This is a genomic window from Micromonospora violae, assembly GCF_004217135.1.
GTDB lineage: Bacteria > Actinomycetota > Actinomycetes > Mycobacteriales > Micromonosporaceae > Micromonospora > Micromonospora violae.
Genome location: NZ_SHKK01000001.1, coordinates 3,334,053 through 3,350,431, shown reverse-complemented (window position 1 = coordinate 3,350,431; position 16,379 = coordinate 3,334,053). Strand labels below are relative to the sequence as shown.

General features: G+C 71.2%; 4 protein-coding genes (1 of these 4 only partly in view). All 4 read left to right on the top strand.

The features are described from left to right. Tightly spaced (each overlapping or abutting the next), the 4 genes in view from EV382_RS14795 to EV382_RS14780 form a layout consistent with a single transcriptional unit that may run on beyond the window. Window positions 1-416, top strand: the 3' end of a protein-coding gene (locus EV382_RS14795) for a non-ribosomal peptide synthase/polyketide synthase (protein ID WP_165435797.1). It extends 17,398 nt beyond the left edge of the window; the window shows 416 of its 17,814 coding nt (coding positions 17,399-17,814); the start codon falls outside the window, past its left edge; its stop codon occupies window positions 414-416. Next, a complete protein-coding gene (locus EV382_RS14790; RefSeq protein ID WP_130402395.1) occupies window positions 413-9,211 on the top strand; it encodes a non-ribosomal peptide synthetase in 8,799 nt (2,932 codons plus the stop codon). The genes EV382_RS14795 and EV382_RS14790 overlap by 4 nt, the downstream gene beginning before the upstream one ends. Beyond that, entirely contained in the window at window positions 9,208-16,122 is a 6,915-nt protein-coding gene (locus tag EV382_RS33810) for a non-ribosomal peptide synthetase (protein ID WP_165435796.1), read from the top strand. Before EV382_RS14790 ends, EV382_RS33810 begins: the two co-directional genes overlap by 4 nt. Beyond that, complete coding sequence (locus tag EV382_RS14780; protein ID WP_130402391.1) at window positions 16,119-16,379, top strand: MbtH family protein; 261 nt, start codon at window positions 16,119-16,121, stop codon at window positions 16,377-16,379. The genes EV382_RS33810 and EV382_RS14780 overlap by 4 nt, the downstream gene beginning before the upstream one ends.

Here is a 16,379-nt window from a genome sequence, read left to right as displayed (position 1 = left end):
CCGCGGATCGGCTCCCGGGCTACCTGGTGCCGGCCGCGGTGGTGCTGCTCGACCGCCTGCCGTTGACGGCCAACGGCAAGGTGGACCGTGCCGAGCTGCCAGCGCCGGACTACGCGCGGCCGCACACCCACAGAGCGCCGCGTACCCCCGCGGAGCAGCTGCTGTGCGGGCTGTTCACGGAGGTGCTCGGCGTGCGCACGGTCGGCGTCGACGACAGCTTCTTCGACCTCGGCGGGCATTCGCTGCTGGCCACCCGCCTGATCAGCCGGATCCGCAGCGTGTTCGAAGTGGACCTGCCGGTCCAGGCGATCTTCGAGGCGCCGACCGTGGCCGGCCTCGCCCGGAGAACCGAGGAGCTGCCGGCGAGCCGGCGGCCGAGATTGCGCCGGATGTCACGGGGGGAAGGTTCGCGATGACTCCGCTTTCGTACGCCCAGCAGCGGCTGTGGTTCCTGCACAACCTGGAGGGGCCGTCCGCGACGTACAACATTCCCATCGCCCTGCGGCTGACCGGGCACGTCGACCACGAGGCGCTGCGGGTCGCCCTGCGCGACGTGGTGTGCCGGCACGAGGCCCTGCGCACCGTCCTGCCGGACGTGAACGGGCAGCCGTACCAGCGGCTGCTCGACCCCGCCGGGATCGACATCGCCTGGCAGGTCCGGCACGTTGCCGACGAGACGCTGGGCCCGGCCGTCGCGGACGCGGCGGCAACCACGTTCGACCTCCGGACCGAGGTGCCCGTACGGGCGTGGCTCTTCGTCACCAGCGACACCGATTGTCTGCTGTTGGTGCTGGTGCACCACGTCGCCTGCGACGGCTGGTCCATCGGGCCGCTCGCGCGTGACCTGATGACGGCGTACGACGCACGGTCGCACGGGCGTGAGCCGCGCTGGCCGGAGCTGGCGGTCCAGTACGTCGACTACACGCTCTGGCAGCGGGAGCTGCTGGGCGACCCGGAAGACCCCGGCAGTCTCTTCAGCGAGCAGGTGAAGTACTGGTCCGAGCAGCTCGCGGACCTTCCCGACCAGCTCGCCCTGCCGACCGACCGGCCCCGGCTCACTGTCGCGTCGTACGCGGGCGACCATCTGCTCTTCGATCTCGACGCCGAACTGCACGAGCGCCTCTGCGCGCTCGCGCGCCAGACCGACGCGACCCTCTTCATGGTGTTGCAGGCCGGGCTGGCCGCGTTGCTGACCCGGTTGGGCGCGGGAACGGACATCCCGCTCGGGTCGGCCATCGCCGGCCGCACCGACGAGGAGCTGGACGACCTGATCGGGTTCTTCGTGAACTCGCTCGTGCTGCGGACCGACACGTCCGGCGACCCGGCCTTCGCCGAACTGGTCGGGCGGGTCCGCACGACGAGCCTCGCCGCGTACGCCCACCAGGACGTTCCGTTCGACCACCTGGTCGAGGTGCTCAATCCGAACCGGTCCGCGGCGTACCATCCGCTGTTCCAGGTGATGTTCGCGTTGCAGAACGCGCCGGCGGCGGAGTTCGACCTGGCCGGCCTTACGGTGCGCGCGGAGTTCGTGGGTACCGGCACGTCCCGGTTCGACCTCTTCTTCAGCCTCACCGAGTCGCACGGGCCGGACGGGGCTGGCCGCGGCATCACCGGCATGGCGGAGTACTCCACCGACCTGTTCGACCGTGACACGGTGCAGCAGTTGGTCGCGCGGTGGAAGCGGCTCCTGACGGCGGTGGCCGCCGATCCGGGCCTGCGTATCGGCCAGGTCGACCTGCTCTCCGGCGACGAACGCGCGCGCCTGCTCGTGGCCGGTACCGGCGCGGCCACGGACGCTCCTTCGGCCACGTTGGCCGAGTTGTTTCGGGCACAGGTGTCGCGCGACCCGGATGGCACGGCTCTGATCAGCGGGGACACCGTGTTGTCGTACCGGGAGCTGGACGCCCGCGCGAACCGGCTGGCCCACTGGCTGATCGGCCGGGGGGTGGGCCCCGAGCGCCTGGTGGGCGTCGCGCTGCCGTGGTCGGTGGAGCTGGTGGTGGCGATCCTGGCGGTGGTCAAGGCCGGCGGCGCCTATGTGCCGATCGATGCCGGCTCGCCGGACCGCCGGTTCGATCTCGTGCCGTCCGCCGAGGCACCGATACTGACCATCGACGCGGACCTCTTCGCGCGCGATTTCGGCGACCAGCCGGACACCCCGCCGCCGGTCGTCGTCGCCAGCGACAACCTTGCCTACCTGATGTACACGTCCGGATCCACCGGCGTGCCGAAGGGCGTGGCGGTGTCCCACGCCGCGGTCGTCGCCCTGGCGCGGGACCGGTGCTTCCGGCAGGGGCACGAACGGGTGCTGCTGCATTCGTCGCCGCTGTTCGACGCCTCGACGTACGAGCTCTGGGCGCCGCTGCTCGGCGGCGGCACCGTCGTCGTCGCGGGAACGAAGGACTCCGACCTCGACGCGCTGACCCGGCTCATCGCCGATCACGGGATCACCGGGCTGTGGCTGACGGCGGGCGTCTTCGCCCTCATCGCCGAGCACGAGCCGGAGGCGTTGTCGGGCGTGCGCCAGCTGTGGACGGGCGGGGACGTGGTCTCGCCGGCTGCCGTCGACCGGGTGCTGGCCGCGAACCCGCACCTGACCGTCGTCGACGGGTACGGCCCGACCGAGACCACCACCTTCGCGTGCCGCCACCCGATCGAGCGGGCGCCGGGGGCGAAACGGCTGACGGTGCCGATCGGTGGCCCGATGGACGGCATGCGGGTGTACGTCCTGGACGCCGGGCTCGCCCTGGTCCCGGCCGGCGTGGTGGGGGAGTTGTACATCGCCGGCCTGGGGCTGGCCCGTGGGTACCTGAGCCGCCCGGGCCTCACCGCGGAACGGTTCGTGGCGGATCCGTGGGGGCCGGCCGGGACGCGGATGTACCGCACGGGTGACCTCGTGCGGTGGAACCGCGCCGGTCACCTGGAGTTCGTCGGCCGCGCCGACGAGCAGGTCAAGATCCGCGGATTCCGGGTCGAGCCCGGCGAGATCGAGGCGGTGCTGGCCGGGCACCCACGCGTCTCCCAGGTGGTGGTGTCCAGCGAGGGCGAGCCGGGGGACAAGCGCCTCGCGGCGTACGTGGTGCCGGTCGCGGCGGACGAGCCGAGCGGCGAGTCCACGGCCCAGATCGAGGAGTGGCGCGAGCTGTACGACTCGCTGTACTCCGATCCCAGTCCGATCGCCTTCGGCGAGGACTTCTCCGGCTGGGAGTCGAGCTACACCGGAGAGCCCATCCCGCTGGACGAGATGCGGGAGTGGCGCGATGCCGTCGTCGGGAACATTCGCAGGTTCGAGCCGCGGCGGGTGCTCGAAATCGGCGTGGGCACGGGGCTGCTGCTGTCGCGCATCGCACCGGAGTGCGAGGCCTACTGGGGAACGGACTTCTCGCCGGTGGTCGTCGAGAACCTGACCCGGCAGGTGCGGCGTGCGGGACTCGCCGGCTCGGTGGAGTTGCGGGTGCAGAAGGCGGAGGACGTCAGCGGCCTGCCACGCGCGTTCTTCGACACTGTGGTGCTGAACTCCGTGGTGCAGTACTTCCCGGACGGGAACTACCTGGAGCACGTGCTGGACCAACTCTGGGATCTGCTGGCGCCGGGCGGCCGCATCGTGGTCGGGGATGTGCGCCACGCCGGCTCCCTGCGGCCGCTGCACACCGCCGTCCAGCGCTCCCGGCATCCCGGATCGTCGCCGGCCGCGACGCGTGACGCGGTGGAGCGCGCGCTGGTGACGGAGAAGGAGTTGGTGATCGACCCGGAGTGGTTCACCCGCTGGGCACGACCCCGCCGGGCCGCGCTGGACCTGCGGTTGAAGGCCGGCCGGTCGCGGAACGAGTTGACCCGCTACCGCTACGAGGTGGTGCTGCACAAGGAACCGGCGGAGGTTCTCGTCCTCGACGACGTGTCCCAGGTCGTTTGGGGGCAGGCGGTGGACACGCTCGACGACCTGGCGGCGACGGTGACCGGCCGGGACACTCCGCTGCGGGTGGCCGGCATCCCCAACGCCCGGGTGGCGGAGGACGTCTCGGCGGTACGGACGGTGGCCGTCGATCCGGCCGATCTCGTGGCGTGGGGCGCCGAGCACGCCTTCTCGGTGATCACGACGTGGTCGCCGGGGGAGATCGGCGCCTTCGACGCGCTCATCGTTCCCAGGCCCGCGGCCGCCGCCGGCGGACAGGCGCTGACCGGGGTCTACTCGCCGCCGCCCGACACCGGACGGGAACTGATCAACGAGCCGACGCGGCTGCGCGGCAGCGGTGCCCTGGTCGCCTCCCTGCGCGCGTACCTCCGTGAGCGCCTGCCGGAGTTCATGGTGCCGTCGGCCTTCGTGGTCCTGGGCAGGCTGCCGCTGACCGCGAACGGGAAGCTGGACCGTGCGGCGCTGCCGGCGCCGGACCACCTGTGGTCGTCCGGACATCGCAAGCCGCCGCGGACGCCGCAGGAGGAAGTGCTGTGCGGACTGTTCGCCGAGGTGCTGGGGCTGCCCGCCGTCGGCACGGACGAGAGCTTCTTCGACCTGGGCGGCCACTCGCTGCTCGCCACCCGGTTGACCAGCCGGCTGCGCACCGTCCTTGGCGTCGAACTGCCAGTCCGCGCGGTCTTCGAGGCGCACACGGTCGCCGCACTGGCCGAGCGGGTGGATGTCGCCATGGGCGGCGCCGTCCGGCCGCGGCTGGTGGCCCGGCCGCGCCCGCAGCGGCTGCCCCTGTCGTTTTCCCAGCAGAGGTTGTGGTTCCTGCACAAGCTCGAAGGGCGATCGGCGACCTACAACATGCCGCTGGCCCTGCGGCTGACCGGCGAGGTCGACCACGACGCGCTGCGGTCGGCGCTGCGCGACGTGGTGGTCCGGCACGAGGCGCTGCGCACCGTCTTCCCGGACGACGGCGGGCAGCCGTACCAGAAGGTGGTCGATCCCGCCGCGGTCGAGGTGGCCTGGGAGGTGCGCGCGGTCCCGGACGAGGAACTGGGTGACGCCCTGGCCGCGGCGACCGGGTACGGCTTCGACCTCGGCGGCGAGCTGCCCGTGCGGGGTTGGGTGTTCACCACCGGTCCCGCGGAGTGCGTGTTCCTGATCCTGCTGCACCACATCGTGGGTGACGGCTGGTCGATGGGCCCGCTCGCCCGGGATTTGATGACCGCGTACGACGCCCGGCGTCAGGGTGCGGCGCCGCAGTGGCAGGCCCTGCCGGCGCAGTACGCCGACTACGCGCTCTGGCAGCGCGAGGTGCTGGGCAGCGAGTCCGATCCGGACAGCGTCTTCGCCCGGCAGCTCGGCTACTGGTCGGAGCGGCTCGCCGGCGTTCCCGAGCAACTCAACCTGCCGACCGATCGGGCGCGGCCGACGGTCGCGTCGTACCGTGGCAAGCACCTCGCCTTCGACATCGACGGCGAGCTGCATCACCGGATCGCGGAGCTCGGGCGACGGTTCGGCGCCACAGTTTTCATGGTGTTGCACGCCGGGCTGGCCGCGCTTCTTAATCGCCTGGGAGCGGGCACCGACATCCCGGTGGGATCGCCGATCGCCGGCCGTACCGACGAGGCGCTGGACGACCTGATCGGGTTCTTCGTCAACACGCTGGTGCTGCGGACGGACACCAGCGGCGATCCCCGTTTCAGTGACCTGGTGGCACAGGTACGCGAGACCAGTCTCGCCGCCTACGCCAATCAGGACGTCCCGTTCGAGTATCTGGTGGAGGCCGCCAACCCCCGACGCTCGGCGGCCCACCACCCGCTGTACCAGGTGATACTGGCACTCCAGAACGCTCCCGCCGCCGACTTCGACCTTCCCGGTGTGCAGGTCCGTGGCGAACCGATCACTATGAACGTCTCCCGGGTGGACCTCGCTGTCAGCCTCACCGAGCGGCATGACGGCGACGGACGGCCCAGCGGGATCGGCGGGCTGGTGGAGTACGCCGCCGACCTGTTCGACGAGCACACGGTGCGCCACCTGATGGCCCGCTGGACACGCCTGCTGCGGGCCGTCGTGGCCGATCCGGATCAGCGCATCGGCAGGGCCGACATCCTGACCAGGGACGAGCGCGCGCGGCTGCTCGGCGCCGGTACCGGCGCCGCCGTCGACGTGCCGGCCACGACCGTGCCGGCGCTGTTCGCCAACCAGGTGGCCCGCGAACCCGACGCGGTGGCGATCGTCGACGGCGACACCCGGCTCACGTACCGCGACCTGGACGCTCGGGCCAATCAGGTCGCGCACTGGCTGATCGAGCAGGGCGCGGGACCCGAGCGGGTGGTGGGTCTCGCCCTGTCGCGCTCGGTGGAGCTGGCCGTGGGCGTCGTCGCGGTCGGCAAGGCCGGCGCCGCGTACGTCCCGATCGATCTGGACCAGCCCGCGAGCCGGCTGGAGTTCATGCTGGCCGAGGCGAAACCCGTGCTGGTCGTGAACGCCGAGGCATTAGCGGGTGACTTCAGTCGATATCCGGACGCCGCTCCGCCCGAGCGGCTCCACCCGTTCAACGCGTCGTGCGTGATGTACACGTCCGGATCCACCGGCGTCCCCAAGGCCGTGGTGCTGACCCACGCGGATCTCGTCGCACTGGTGGCGGACCGGTGTTGGACGCCGGGGCGTCAGCGGATGTTGTGGCACTCGCCGCCGGTGTTCGACGCGCTGACCTTCGAGATGTGCGTGCCGCTGCTGCGCGGCGACACCGTCGTGCTGCTCCGCTCCAACGACACCGACATCGACGCCCTCGCCGACGCGATCGTCAGGGAGCGGATCAGTGTGCTGTGGCTGACCGCCGGCGTCTTCGCGGTTGTGGCGGAGCACCACGTCCACGCGCTGGCCGGCGTCCGGCAGGTCTGGACCGGCGGCGACGTGGTTTCCCCGGCCGCCGCCGCTCAGGTGCTGGCGGCGCATCCGGGTCTGCGGATCGTCAACGGCTACGGCCCGGCGGAGGCGACGGTGTTCTCCACGCACCACGTGGTGGACGCGATCGCGGCCGACCGGCCGATCCCGATCGGCACACCCATGGACAACATGCGGGTCCACGTCCTGAACGACGGGCTCGGCATGGTCCCGCGGGGCGTGGCTGGCGAGCTGTACGTTGCCGGGGCCGGCGTGGCACGGGGCTTCCTGCACCGGGGCGCCCTGACCGCGGAGCGATTCGTCGCCGACCCGTGGGGCCCGCCGGGATCGAGGATGTACCGCACGGGTGACGTCGTGCGCTGGAACCGCGACGACCGGCTGGAGTTCGTCGGCCGGCTCGATCAGCAGATCAAGATCCGCGGGTTCCGGGTGGAGTCCGGCGAGGTCGAGGCCGTGCTGGCCCAGCATCCGCAGGTGGCACAGGTCGCGGTGATGGCCAGGGAGGACCGCCGGGGCGACCGACAGTTGGTGGGCTACGTCGTCGCGGCCGACGGGACGCAACCGGACGGGCTGTGGGACTTCGCCGCCCGGCGGCTGCCGGACTACATGGTGCCCGCCGGGTTCGTGGTGCTCGACCGGTTGCCGTTGACGGCGAACGGCAAGCTCGACCGGGCCGCGCTGCCGGAGCCGGACTACGGCGCCGCGGCGAAGCACCGGGCGCCGCGCACACCACAGGAGGAGATCCTCTGCGGATTGTTCGCCGACGTGCTGGGCGTGTCCACGGTCGGCGTCGACGACGGGTTCTTTGCACTGGGCGGACACTCGCTGCTGGCAACCCGGTTGGTGAGCCGAATCCGCTCGGCCCTGGGCGTGGAGCTGTCGATCCGGTCGGTCTTCGACGACCCGACGGTGGCCGGGCTGGCCCGGCATGTGGACAGCGCCGCGCGGGCCCGGCCGAGGCTGGTACGGCAGCCCCGGCCGGAGACGATGCCGTTGTCGTTCGCGCAGCAGCGGTTGTGGTTCCTGCACAAGCTCGAAGGGCCGTCCGCGACGTACAACGTGCCGTTGGTGTTACGGCTGTCCGGGTTGGTGAGCCTGGATGCGCTCCGGTCCGCGTTGCGCGACGTGGTGCTGCGGCACGAGGCGCTGCGCACGGTGTTCCCCGACGTGGGCGGGCAGCCGTACCAGCGTGTGCTCGATCCGGAGGAGGTCCGCGTCGACTGGGACGTCCGCCGGGCCGCCGGCGAGGAACTGGACGCGGCCCTCCTGGCGGCGGCCGGCCACGGCTTCGACCTCGCGACGGAGCTGCCGATCCGGGCCTGGGTGTTCGACACCGGGCCCGGCGAGTACGTGCTGCTGGTGCTGCTGCATCACATCGCCGGTGACGGCTGGTCGATGCGCCCGCTCGTCACGGACCTGATGACGGCGTACGACGCGCGCCGCCGGAACGAGGAACCCCGGTGGCCGGAACTTCCGGTGCAGTACGCCGACTACACGCTTTGGCAGCGTGAGTTGCTGGGCGGCGAGGACGACCCGGCGAGCGTGCTCTCCCGGCAGGTCGCCTACTGGACCGATCACCTCGACGGGCTGCCCGACGAGATCGTCCTACCGTCCGACCGGCCCCGGCCCACGATGGCCTCGTACCGCGGGGGTCACCTGCTCTTCGAGCTGGACGCTGACCTGCATCGGCGGATCGTGGACCTGGCACGGCGGCTCCAGGTGACCGTGTTCATGGTGTTGCAGGCGGGACTCGCGGCGTTGCTGACCCGGATGGGCGCCGGCACCGACATCCCGCTCGGGTCGGGTGTCGCCGGCCGCACCGACGAGGCGCTGGACGACCTGGTGGGCTTCTTCGTCAACACGCTCGTGCTGCGCGCCGACACCGCAGGCAACCCGTCCTTCACCGAGCTGCTCCGGCGAGTCCGCGACACCAGCCTCGCCGCCTACGCGCACCAGGACGTGCCGTTCGAGTATCTGGTCGAGGCGATCAACCCGGAGCGTTCCGCCACTCACCACCCTCTCTTCCAGGTCGCCATCGTCCTTCAGAACAACCGCTCGGCCGAACTCGAACTGCCGGAGCTCACCGTGCGGTGGGAGTTCGTGAGCACCAGACGCTCCCGGTTCGACCTGTTCTTCAGCCTGGCCGAGCGGCTCGACAGCGCCGGCCTGCCGGACGGCATCTCCGGGATGCTCGAGTACTCCACCGACCTGTTCGATCCGGACACCGCGGAGGCGCTGGCGGACCGGTGGCGACGACTGCTGAGTTCGCTGGTGACGGACCCGGGCAAGCGCATCGGCCAGGTCGATCTGCTGACCGAACGCGAACGCACTCAACTGCTGGCCTGGGGTGCGGCGGACGCTCCCGCGCAGGTCGTGACCGAGGAGGTTTCTTCGTGACTGCCGTGACCCTGGCGGAACTGTTTGAGGGCCGAGCCGAGCGCACCCCGGACGCGGTAGCAGTGTCCATACCAGACCGGGAGGTGTCCTACGGCGAGCTCGACGCCTGGGCCAACCGGCTGGCGCACTGGCTGATCGGGCAAGGGGCGGGACCCGAGCGCCTGGTGGGCCTGGCGCTTCCCCGCTCGCTGGAGCTCGTGGTGGCGATCCTGGCGGTCGGCAAGGCTGGCGCGGCCTACCTGCCCATCGACGTCGACAACCCGCCCGAGCGCGTTGACTTCATTCTTACGGACGCGGCGCCGGTGCTGGTGCTCCCGGCCGAGACGCTGGAACAGGATTTCGGCGGTCACCCCGACACCGCTCCCTCGGTGCCGGTGGCGGCGTCGAACGTCGCGTACGTCACGTACACGTCCGGTTCGACCGGCGTGCCGAAGGGCGTCGCGGTCACCCACTCGGGCCTGCGCAGCCTGGCCGAAACGCTCGTGGAGCGGTGCGGCGTAGGCCCAGGCAGCCGGGTGCTGCAATTCTCGTCGGTGGGGTTCGACGCGTTCGTCTGGGAGCTCGTGCTGGCGTTCCCGTCGGGCGCGACGCTGGTCGTGCCGGACGCCGAGCGTCTGCTGGGTGAGGAGCTCGGGCGCGAACTGGCGGCGGTGACCCATGCGCTCGTGGTGCCGTCGGCGCTGGCGACCGTGCCCGAGCACTTCGCCGAGCGTGCGACCGGACTGGAGATGCTGGCCGTGTGCGGCGAGGCGTGCTCTCCGGAGCTGGTGGCGCGGTGGGCGCCCGGACGACGCATGGTCAACGCCTACGGGCCAACCGAGAGCACCGCGAGCGCCACGGTGAGCAACCCCTTCCGCGACGCCGCGGCGCCGATCGGCCGGCCGGTGCGTGACACGCGCGTCTACGTGCTCGACGGCAACCTGAACCTGGTGCCGTTCGGCGTCATGGGCGAGCTATACGTGGCCGGGGCGGGCCTGGCACGCGGCTACCTGGGCCGGCCGGGTCTGACGGGTGAGCGGTTCGTCGCCGATCCGTGGGGGCCGGCGGGGTCGCGGATGTACCGCACGGGCGACGTGGTCCGGTGGGGCCGCGACGGCGAGCTCGAATTCGTCGGCCGGGCCGACGAGCAGGTGAAGGTTCGCGGCTTCCGGGTGGAGCCGGGCGAGGTCGAGGTGGTGCTCGGTCAGCATCCCCGGGTCGCTCAGGCCGCCGTGCTGGTTCGCGAGGACACGCCCGGGGACAAGCGGCTGGTGGGTTACGTGGTGCCCGCGGCCGACGAGTCGGGCACGGGCGCGGCGGAGCAGGTGGAGGAGTGGCGCGGCCTGTACGACTCGGTGTACGCCCGGCCGGACGACGTGGCCCTGGGCGAGGACTTCACCGGCTGGAACTCGGCCTACACGGGGCAGCCCATCCCGCTGCCGGAGATGCGCGAGTGGCGTGACGCCGCGGTGGACCGCATCCTGTCCTTCGGCCCCCGGCGGGTGCTCGAGATCGGTGTGGGTGCGGGGTTGCTGCTGTCCCGGATCGTGCCTGCCTGCGAGAGCTTTCTGGGTACCGACCTGTCCTCGGTGGTGATCGAGCGTCTCTCCGGTCAGGTGCGACGGGCGGGGCTGGGATCGCCGGTGGAGCTGCGGTGCCAGCCGGCCGACGACTTCTCCGGGATGCCGGAGGGGTTCTTCGACACTGTGGTCGTGAACTCGGTGGTGCAGTACTTCCCCGACGGCGACTACCTCTCGCGGGTGCTGTCGCGGGCCCTGGAGCTGCTGGCGCCGGGCGGTCGCGTGGTGGTGGGTGACGTGCGCCATCCCGGATCGCTGCGGTTGCTCAACGCGGTGGTGGAACGGGCGACCCGGCCCGACGCCCCGCCCTCGGTGGTGCGCGCCGCCGTCGAGCAGGCCGTGCTGACCGAGAAGGAGCTGGTGGTCGATCCGGAGTTCTTCACGGTGCTGGCCGCCCGCAACGACCTGGTCGGCGGCGTGGACATCCGCTTGAAGGCCGGCGGGTCGCACAACGAGCTGACCCGCTACCGGTACGAGGTCGTGCTGCACAAGAACCCGGTGGACGCTGTGGCGCTGGACGATGCCGAGCGGCTGGTGTGGGGACGCGACCTCGACGACCTGGACAGCCTCGACCCCCGTACGCCTCTGCGGGTGACCGACATACCCAATGCTCGGCTGGCCGAGGATCTGGCCGTCGCGCGGGCGTTGTCGATGGCGCCACCGGCCGGGGGCACGGAGCTCGATCCGCACGAGGTCCTGAGGTGGGCCGCCGGACGCGGTTGCGGTGCGGTGGTGACGTGGTCGCCCGGTTCCCTGGCGTTTTTCGACGCGGTGGTGTTCCCGGCGTCGATGGGCGGGCCGGTGGTCTCCGGCGGGTTCGCCGGCGCCGAGCCGGAGAGCGGGCGGGCGCTGGTGAACGATCCGGCCGGCTTGCGCGGAACCGGTGAACTGGCCGGGACGCTGCGCGCCTACGCGCGCGAGCGGTTGCCGGAGTACATGGTCCCGGCCGCCGTGGTGGTGGTGGGCACCATGCCGTTGACCGTGAACGGCAAGCTGGATCGTGCGGCGTTGCCGGTGCCGGAGTTCGCGGTGGCGGCCGGCCGCGCCCCTCGTACGGTCCATGAAGAAGTCCTGTGCGGCCTCTTCGCCGAGGTGCTGGGTGTCGCCCGGGTGGGTGTGGCCGACAGCTTCTTCGACCTGGGCGGGCACTCCCTGCTCGCGACTCGGCTGGTGAGCCGGATCAGGACGGTGCTGGGCGTGGAGCTGCCGATCCGGGCGGTCTTCGCCGAGCCAACAGTTGCGGGGCTGGCGCGGCAGGTGGTGGCCGGGTCGGTGGCGGCACGGCCGGTGTTGCGGGCGCGGTCCCGGCCCGAGGTGGTGCCGTTGTCGTTCGCGCAGCAGCGACTGTGGTTTCTGCACCAGCTGGAGGGCCGGTCGGCGACGTACAACATCCCGTTGGCGTTGCGGCTGTCCGGGCCGGTGGACGTGGAGGCGCTGCGACTGGCGCTCCACGACGTCGTTGCCCGCCACGAGGTGCTGCGCACTGTGTATCCGGACGCGGACGGCACGTCGTATCAGAAGGTGATCGACGCCCGCGACGCCGAGGTGCGGTGGGACGTCGTCCAGGTCCGTGAGGACGAGCTGGGTGAGTCGCTGTCCGGCGCGGCGCGGTACGGGTTCGACCTCGCCGCGGAGCTGCCGGTGCGGGGCTGGGTGTTCCTGACCGCGCCGGACGAGTGCGTGGTGCTCGTGTTGCTGCACCACATCGCCTGCGACGGCTGGTCGATGAACCCGCTGGCACGCGACCTGATGACCGCCTACCGGGCCCGGCGTGGCGGCGAGCCGCCGCAGTGGCTGCCGCTCGCGGTGCAGTACGCCGACTACACGCTCTGGCAGCGCGAACTGCTGGGCGAGGAGGACGACCCGGACGGTCTGTTCGCCCGGCAGGTGGACTACTGGACCCGGCAACTGGCCGGCCTGCCCGAACAGCTCAGCCTGCCCACCGACCGGCCCCGGCCCCGGGTGGCGACCTACCGGGGCGACCACCTGCGGTTCCAGCTCGACGCGGAGTTGCACGGTCAGGTCACCGAGCTTGCCCGGCGCATGGGCGCGACGGTGTTCATGGTGTTGCAGGCCAGCATGGCGGCGCTACTGACCCGGCTCGGCGCCGGCGAGGACATCCCCTTGGGCAGCGGTATCGCCGGGCGCACCGACGAGGCGCTGGATGATCTGGTCGGCTTCTTCGTCAACACGATCGTGTTGCGGACGGACACCTCGGACGACCCGGCGTTCAGCGACCTGGTCGCCCGGGTCCGGGAGACCGGCCTGGCCGCCTACGCCAACCAGGACGTTCCCTTCGAGTACCTGGTCGAGCAGCTCAATCCGCGGCGCACCGCAGCACACCATCCCCTCTTCCAGGTGATGCTCACGCTGCACAACGTTCCGGTCGCCCGGGCCGGCCTGGACGGTCTCGACGTTCAGCCCGAGTTCGTGGGCACCGGTACCTCGCGCTTCGACCTGTTCTTCAGCCTCGTCGAGTCGCACACGGCGGACGGCCGCCCCGACGGCATCACCGGGTTGGTGGAGTACTCCACGGACCTGTTCGATCACGACACTGTCGATGCGTTGCTGAGCCGCTGGACGCGCCTTCTGCGCTTGGCGACGGCGAAGCCGAGCCGGCGTCTGAGCGAGATCGACATTCTCACCGAGGACGAGCGCTCGCGGTTGCTCGCCGACGGCACCGGCGACCCGGTGCGACTGCCCGCACTGACCGCGCCGGAGCTCTTCGAGCTGCGGGTGGGGCAGACGCCCGACGCCCCGGCGGTGATCTACGAGAACGAGTCGCTCACCTACGCGGAGCTGAACGCGCGGGCGAACCAACTCGCCCGGATGCTGATCGGCCGGGGCGCGGGACCCGAGCGGGTGGTGGCCCTGGTCGTGCCCCGTTCGGTTGAGCTGATCGTGGCGATCACGGCAGTGCTCAAGACCGGGGCGGCGTATCTCACGATGGACCCGGAGCATCCGGTCGAGCGCATCGTCTCGATGCTTGCCGATGCCCAGCCGGTGGTCGTGGTGGCGGCCGGCGAGCCGGCCGGCAGGATCCCGGGCCCGGTACTGGACCCGCACGACGCGGAGGTCGTGGCGGAGCTCGAACGGCAGCCGGCGGACAACCCGGCCGACGCCGACCGTACGCACCCCCTGCGGGGACAGAACCCGGCCTACCTCACCTTCACCTCCGGTTCCACCGGTCGGCCCAAGGGCGTGCTGATGCCCTCCGACGCTCTGGTCAACCTGTTGACCTGGCATGGCGACCATCTGCCGGGCGAGCCCGGGTCCAGGACGGCCCAGTTCACGGCGATCAGTTTCGACTTCTCCGTCCAGGAGATCCTCGCGACCCTGATCCACGGCAAGTGCCTGGTGGTGCCCACTGACGAGGCGCGTAAGGACCCCGAGGCCATGGCCGCCTGGATCGATCGCCACCAGGTGAACGAGATCTACGGCCCGCTCCTGCCGCTAGAGGCGATCATGCAGGCCGCGGGCGACGCGGGCAGCGCCCTGCCGTCCCTGACGGACATCCTCCAGGGCGGCCAGGAGTTCCGGATCAGTCCCGAGTTCCGCAAGTTCTGCCGTGGCCGGACGGATCGCCGTGCGCACAACGTGTACGGGCCGGCCGAGACGCACATGGCGACGGAGTGGTCGCTGGACGGCGAGGCCGAGGACTGGCCGCAGGTCGTGCCGATCGGGCGGCCAATCGCGAACGACCGGGTCTACGTCCTGGACACGCGACTGGACCTGATGCCACCCGGCACCGCCGGTGAGCTCTACATCGCCGGCACGGGGCTGGCGCGCGGGTACACGCACCGACCCGGGCTCACCGCCGAACGGTTCGTCGCCGATCCATGGGGGCCGCCGGGGTCGCGGATGTACCGCACCGGCGACGTCGTCCGGTGGAACCGGGACGGCCTGCTTGAGTTCCTCGGCCGCGCCGACGAACAGGTCAAGATCCGAGGGTTCCGGGTCGAGCCCGGTGAGGTCGAGGCGGCGTTGGCGGGACATCCGGACGTGGCTCGGGCCGCCGTGGTGGCGCACGCCGACCACCTCGGCGACCAGCGGCTGGTGGGCTATGTGGTGTCGGCGGCCGCGCGGAGGGTCGACCCGGCCGAGCTGCGCCGGCACGCCGGGACGTGGCTGCCCGACTACATGGTGCCGGCCGCGGTGGTGGTGCTGGACGAGCTGCCGCTCACCGTGAACGGCAAACTCGACCGGGCCGCGCTGCCGGCTCCGGACCTCGGGGTCTCCCAGCGCGGTCGCGCGGCGCGTACACCTCAGGAAGAGATCCTGTGCGACCTGTTCGCGGAGGCGCTCGGTGTGCCGGCCGTCGGCGTCGACGACAGCTTCTTCGAGCGGGGCGGGCACTCGCTCCTGGGCGCCCGGCTGATCAGCCGCATCCGCACGGTCCTGGGCGTCCACCTGCCGATCCGGGCAATCTTCGAGACACCGACGGTGGCCGGGCTGGCCGCGCGGCTGAACATGGACGACCAGCAGAGCGTCAGCGGCGTGGTGATGCCGCTGCGCCGGAGCGGGAGCCGGGCCCCGCTGTTCTGCATCCACCCGAGTGGCGGGATGAGCTGGTCGTATGCCGGGCTTCTCAAGTATCTGAGCCCGGAGTTGCCGGTCTACGGGATCCAGGCGCGGGGTCTGGGCGGTGACGAGCCGCTGCCGCAGTCGCTGGAGGAGATGGCCGACGACTACGTGGAACACATCGTCTCGGTCCAGCCGGAGGGGCCGTACTACCTCCTCGGCTGGTCGTACGGCGGAATCGTCGCACACGCCGTCACCGCCCGCCTCGAACGGCAGGGGCGCGTTGTCGCCCTGCTGGTGATGGTCGACGCGTTCCCGTCGCCGTCGATCGACGAGGAGGTGGTCGCGGAGGTCACCTCAATGGAATCTTCCAAGATCTACGCCGAGGTGCTGAAGGCATACGGCGGTGAGGAGGTGAACACCGACCTGACGTACGAGCAGTTCGTGACGCTGCTCCGGTCGGAGCAGGCCGGGCTGGCCGTCGCCGACGAGGGTCTGTTCGAGGCGTCGCGGCGGATCATGAACAACTGTGTCCGGCTGGGCTCGGAATACCAGCACGAGAAGGTGGCGGCGGACATCCTGGTGTTCGCCTCGACCATCTTCGACGACCTGCCCGAGTCGTCCAATCCCGCTCGCGCTCCGCTGACCCGCGAGTCGTGGGACCGGTACACCTCCGGCGACATCACCTTCCACACCGTCGAGAGCACCCACGCACGCATGCTCCAGCCGCAGGCTCTCGCACAGTTCGGACCCACCCTGGACCGCGAACTCGGTGCGGCATACGCGAGTTCGGCAAGCACGTCCACGCAGTCGACCCACGAGGGGAAATGATCGACGTGAGCAATCCTTTTGAAGATCCAAACGGCAGGTATCTCGTTCTCGTCAACGACGAGGGTCAGCACTCACTCTGGCCGGCCTTCGTCGACGTGCCGGCCGGTTGGGACACCGTACTCAGCGACGCCGAGCGCGCCGATGCGCTGCGCTACATCGATGAGAACTGGACTGACATGCGCCCGAAGAGCCTGATCAAGGCGATGGACGAGGCGGGCCACGGCACGCCGGACCGACCGAGCCAAGTGGCGAGGTGA